The following is a 4,981-nucleotide window of genomic DNA, read 5'->3' as shown; positions in this document are numbered from 1 at the left end:
TGCTTTTTTGACTGGAGTTCTGAGGTGTGCTCTTCCGTTCTGGATGGGGGGGGGTGGGGTCTGGCTCCGCGCAGCGGCCGGGCGCGGGCCCGGACTCCGCGCCTCAATCGCCGGCGGGGCTGGAGTTGCCACTGCCCGGCGGGGCTGGAGTTGCTACTCCGTGGCGGGGCGGGGATGTCCCCGGTGCGGCGGGACGCAGAGGGTGGGCGGGCCCAGGTTTCGGGGCGCCGCCCCGGACCCCGCGCCTCAAACGCCGGCGGGGCTGGAGTTGCCACTCCCCGGCGGGGCTGGAGTTGCCACTCCCTGGCGGGGCTGGAGTTGCCACTCCCCGGCGGGGCTGGAGTTGCCACTCCCTGGCGGGGCTGAAGTTGCTACTCCCTGGCGGGGCTGAAGTTGCTACTCCCCGGCGGGGCGGGGATGTCCCCGGTGCGGCGGGACGCAGAGGGTGGGCGGGGCCCAGGTTTCGGGGCGCAGCCCCGGACCCCGCGCCTCAAGCGCCGGCGGGGCTGGATTTGCCACGTCACGCCCCCGCCGGGGCGGGGTGGCATGGGGACTGACATGGATCAGGGGTGGCGTCGAGAGGGCCTGGAAAGGGACTCAACCGGGACTCAACCCGGGCTTCACATCGAGGGGACATGCTCGACTCGGACACTGGTGGGCGAGGGGCCGAGGGGGAGCGCGGTGGGCATGGGGCGGGGGCACGTCGCCGTGGCCGGCGGCGGCCCGGCGGGTCTTTTCCTGGCCCGGCTGATCCGCCTGGCCGACCCGGCCACCGAGGTCCGCCTCCACGACCCCGCCCCGCCCACGCCCCCGGGGCCGCCGACAGACCGAGCCCCGCTCGCAACGCCCGGGCCACCCGCGGCCCGAGCCGCGCTCCCGGCGCACCTCGTGCAGCCGCCCCAGGGCCACGGCCCCGTCACCGACACCCTCGCCGCCGTGTTGTCCGGGCGGGTGTTGGGCGAGGTGCGGCGGGTGGATCCGCAGACGTACGAGCGGATCGTCGCGGTGGCGGTGCCGGCCCGGGGGCTGGAGCTGCGGCATCCGCGGGCCACCCTCCGCTACGGCGGTTTCGAGCGCTTCGGCCTGCCGTACGACGAGCTGCTCCGGATCCTGCGCGAACAGGCCGTCCGCGCCGGGGTCCGGTTCACCGCCACCGCGGTGGAGCTGGACACCCCCGCCGCATCCCTGGTCGCCTACACGGCCCGGTACGCCGCGCCGGACTCCGCCCCGGGCGCGGCCCGAGACGACCACGAGCCCGCCGGCCGGGCCGCCGGTTCCGGAGCCGCACCGGACCCCGCCCCCGGTCAGGCACCCGGCCCCGGAACCGCCCCCGGGCGCGAGGCCGGCCCCGGTACCGCCCCCGACCCCACCCCCCGGCAGGCCCCCGACCCCTTCGGGACCACCGTGCGGAGCGGGCCCGTGCCGTGGTTGCGGTTGCGGACCGAGGCGCGGTTCGCGGGGGTGGGGCTGGCGTTCGCCGAGTCGGTGCACGGGCACTTCGCGCTGCGGGTGCATCCGTACGGCGCGGGGCTGACCGAGGTGATCGCGCTGACCGACCCGGTCACCCGGCGGGCCGCCTGGCCGGCGCCGTACGCCGAGGAGCGGGCCGCGGACCTGCTCGGCGAGCTGTTCGAGGAGTGCCTGGACGGGCACAAGCTGGTCGCCGCGCCGGCCGGCGGCCGGTGGGCGCAGTACCCGGTGGTCCGCAGCGCGCACTGGTCCGACGGCCGCTCGGTGGTCCTCGGCGAGGCCGCGCACACCGTCCATCCGGCCACCGGCTCGGGCCCGGCGATGGCCCTGGAGGACGCCGTCGCGCTGGCCGCCGCCGTCGCCCGGCACGCCGAACCGGCCGCCGCCCTCGCCGAGTACGAGCGGGTCCGGCGCCCCCGGGCGACCCGCGCCCAGGACCGCGCCGAGCGCGGGATGCGCTGGTGGGAGGGGTTCGGGAGGCGGCTGCGGCTGCCGCCCGCGCAGTTCGGACTGCACTATCTGAGCCGCACCGCCGCCCCCGGGTACGGCAGCCTGCGCCGCCGCTTCCCCGAGCAGATCGGCGCGGCCGAGACGGTCTACCGGGGCGCCACCGCGGGCGGTCCGGCCGCGCACGCGGTCGGCGCGCCCTTCCTGCGGGGCGGCCTGCGGTTGCCCAACCGCCTCCTCGAAGTCCTCACCGAGCCGGCCCCGGACCCGTCCGCCGCGCCGCTGTCCCGCTCCGAGGCCCGGTCCGCGGGCGTCCGGGCGGCCGGCGAGCGCGGCGCGGGGCTGGTGCTGGCTCGGGTCCCGTACGGCCCGCGCAAGGGCCTGTACGTCGCACTGGTCCCGGGGTACGTCGAGCAGTACGGACCGGCTCCGGCGGTGCCGCCGGCCGTCGGACGGGACCGCCGCGACCTGCCGGTGCACGTGGGCGAGGCCCTGCCGGGCTGCCTCGACGGGGACGTCCCGCTCTTCGGTGAACTGGTCTGCCCGCGGGGCCCGGCCGGGCTGACCGAGGGGATCCGGGCGCTGGCCGCGCGGGGGGTGACGGGCGTGCTGCTGCACCCCGACCCGCTGCGCCGCGACTGGTGGTCCGAGCTGCTGGAGCAGGCGGACCGGGTGCGCAACGACGCCGGGCTGGCGGTCGCCGTGCGGGTGCCGGACGGCTGGACGCCCGAGCCGCCGGACCGGCCCGGCCGGGACCCGTGGTCGGCCCGGCTGCAGCTCGCGCTGGTCTCCGGGCGGGTGGACCTGGTCGCCTCGGCGCCCCGCCGGGAGCGGTCCTGAGGGGTGGCGCCGGCGCCCGCCCCGCCGCCGCCCCGGCACTGGTGTGCGCGAACGGCACCGCGTCGGGTAGTCCTGGGGGCTCCGGACCGCCGCGGTGGCGCGTCGGGCGAGAGGAGGCCGGGGCATGAGGAACGGGACGAGTGCGGGTACGGGCGCGGCGGGCGCGGCGGGCCGCGGTGACCGCGACGGGGCGCTGAGCACGGCCTGGCTGACCCGCTTCCACCCGTCGCCGCAGGCGCCGGTACGACTGGCCTGCTTCCCGCACGCGGGCGGCTCGGCGCCGTACTACCGGCCGCTGTCGGGGCTGTTGGCGCCGTCGGTGGAGGTGCTGGCGGTGCAGTACCCGGGGCGTCTGGAGCGGTACACCGAGCCGCTGATCGACGACGTCGCGCAGCTGGCGGACCTGGCGGCGGAGGCCCTGCTGCCCTGGACGGACCGGCCGTTGGCGCTGTTCGGGCACAGCCTGGGGGCGTCGGTGGCCTTCGAGACCGCACGCCGGCTGGAGCGGGCCGGGGTGCAGCCGCGGGCGCTCGTCGTGTCGGCCCGGCGGGGCCCGGAGGTACCGCACGGCGAGCGGGTGCACACCGCCACCGAGGCGGAGCTGGTCGCCTACGTGCGGGGGCTGGGCGGCAGCGGGCTGGAGGCGCTGGACGACCCGGACCTGCGGGAGCTGGTCCTGCCGGCGATCCGCAACGACTTCCGGGCCTCCGAGACCTACACCTACCGGCCCGGTCCGGACGTGAGCTGCCCGCTGCTCGCGCTGGCCGGAGCCGACGACCACGCGGCGACCCCGGAGAAAGTCGCGGCCTGGACCGGTCACACTTCGGGTCCCGCGCGCGTCAAGGTGTTGCCGGGTGGTCACTTCTACCTGGACGGGCACCGGGAGACGGTGGCCGCCGAGATACGAGGGTTGCTGGCGGGGACCGCCACGACGGGCTGAGGCCGGCGGGAGCCGGCCGGGGACCGCGGGCGGCGCCGCGGGGCGGGCGGGGAGCCGGGACCGCCCGGCCCCCGCCGGCGGGCGACGCGCACGACGAGAGCCACGGGGGGCTTTTCGATGGAGATCGGGCTGCTGGGACCGCTGGTCGTGTCCCTCAGGGGACGGCCGGGGCCGCCGACCGCGGCCAAGCAGCGCACGCTGCTGGCCCTGCTGGCGCTGCATTCGGGCCAGCTGGTCCTGACGGACTCGATCATCGACGAGTTATGGGGCGAGGAGCCCGTGACCACGGCCGCCGCGACCGTGCGGACGTACATCTTCCAGATCCGCAAGCTGATCGGGCCCGCGGAGGCGGGGGAGCACCCGGACCCCGGACCGGAGGCGGAGGCCGGAGCGGGGGAGGCCGGGGGGCGCCGGGAGCCGCAGGAGATCCTGCGGGCGGTCCCCGGCGGGTACGTGCTGCACCCGGACCGGCCCACCGACGCCCAGCGGTACGAGCGGGAGGTCGCGGCCGGCCGCGAGGCGCTGGCCGGCGGCGACTACGAGGCGGCCGGGCGGCGCTTCCGGGCGGCGCTCGGGCTGTGGCGCGGGGCGGCGCTGATGGACGTGCGCCGGGGCAGCCGGCTGCAGGCGGCCGCCCGGCGGCTGGAGGAGTCCCGGCTGCTGGTCCTCGAGTACCGGGTGGAGGCGGACCTCCAGCTCGGACGGCACCGGGAACTGCTCGGCGAGCTCTCCGGGCTGTGCGCGGAACACCCGCTCCACGAGGGTCTGCATGCGCTCTACATGCTGGCCCTGCACCGGTCGGGGCGGCGGTCGGAGGCGCTGGCGGTCTACCGGCGGCTGCGGATCGCGACGGTGGAGAACCTGGGGCTGGAGCCGTCCAGCCGGGTGCAGGGGCTCCAGCAGGAGATCCTGCGCTCGGGCGGTGGCCCGGGGGCGCCGGGCGGGCCGGGCGCGGCCGAGCTGACCGCGCTGGTCCTGGACCAGTCGCGCCGGATCGCCGAACTGACCTCGCGGATCGCCCGGATCGAGGAGCGGCTGGGCCTCGACGGCCCGGAGCTCCCGGCAGGGGTGCGCGGACGGGCGCCGGGAGGGCTGGCGTAGGCTGGATCGTCCGTACGTCCTGACCCCTTGACACCGCCGAAAGGTGAGGCACCGGTGACCGACCAGGCCGCTCTCCAGTCTGTCCTCGACCGCGCCGCCGAAGGGGGCCGGATCTCCGCCGAGGAGGCGTTGGACCTCTACCGGCACGCCCCGCTGCACGCGCTGGGTTCCGCCGCGGACGCC

General features: G+C 77.7%; 3 protein-coding genes and 1 pseudogene. All 4 read left to right on the top strand.

The window, feature by feature from the left end:
• The first annotated feature begins 687 nt into the window (after positions 1-687).
• A complete protein-coding gene (locus AB0O40_RS37570) occupies positions 688-2,757 on the top strand; it encodes an FAD-dependent monooxygenase (protein ID WP_365050779.1) in 2,070 nt (689 codons plus the stop codon).
• A gap of 124 nt (positions 2,758-2,881) precedes the next feature.
• Positions 2,882-3,697: an alpha/beta fold hydrolase gene (locus tag AB0O40_RS37565; protein ID WP_365050777.1), complete on the top strand. Its 816-nt coding sequence runs from the start codon at positions 2,882-2,884 to the stop codon at positions 3,695-3,697.
• A 117-nt stretch (positions 3,698-3,814) separates the two neighbouring features.
• Complete coding sequence (locus tag AB0O40_RS37560) at positions 3,815-4,798, top strand: AfsR/SARP family transcriptional regulator (protein ID WP_365050774.1); 984 nt, start codon at positions 3,815-3,817, stop codon at positions 4,796-4,798.
• 54 nt (positions 4,799-4,852) lie between these two features.
• Positions 4,853-4,981: pseudogene (locus AB0O40_RS37555) on the top strand (dehypoxanthine futalosine cyclase); the annotation flags it as partial.

The sequence above is a fragment of the Streptomyces sp. NPDC089919 genome (genome assembly GCF_040684615.1).
Classification (GTDB): Bacteria; Actinomycetota; Actinomycetes; order Streptomycetales; family Streptomycetaceae; genus Streptomyces.
Note: the sequence above shows the minus strand (reverse complement) of the source record. Positions and strands in the feature narration are given on the sequence as shown.

Coding starts and splice junctions, on each gene's coding strand:
- AB0O40_RS37570 (WP_365050779.1), top strand. CDS start 688: ATGGGGCGGGGGCACGTCGCCGTGGCCGGCGGCGGCCCGGCGGGTCTT.
- AB0O40_RS37565 (WP_365050777.1), top strand. CDS start 2,882: ATGAGGAACGGGACGAGTGCGGGTACGGGCGCGGCGGGCGCGGCGGGC.
- AB0O40_RS37560 (WP_365050774.1), top strand. CDS start 3,815: ATGGAGATCGGGCTGCTGGGACCGCTGGTCGTGTCCCTCAGGGGACGG.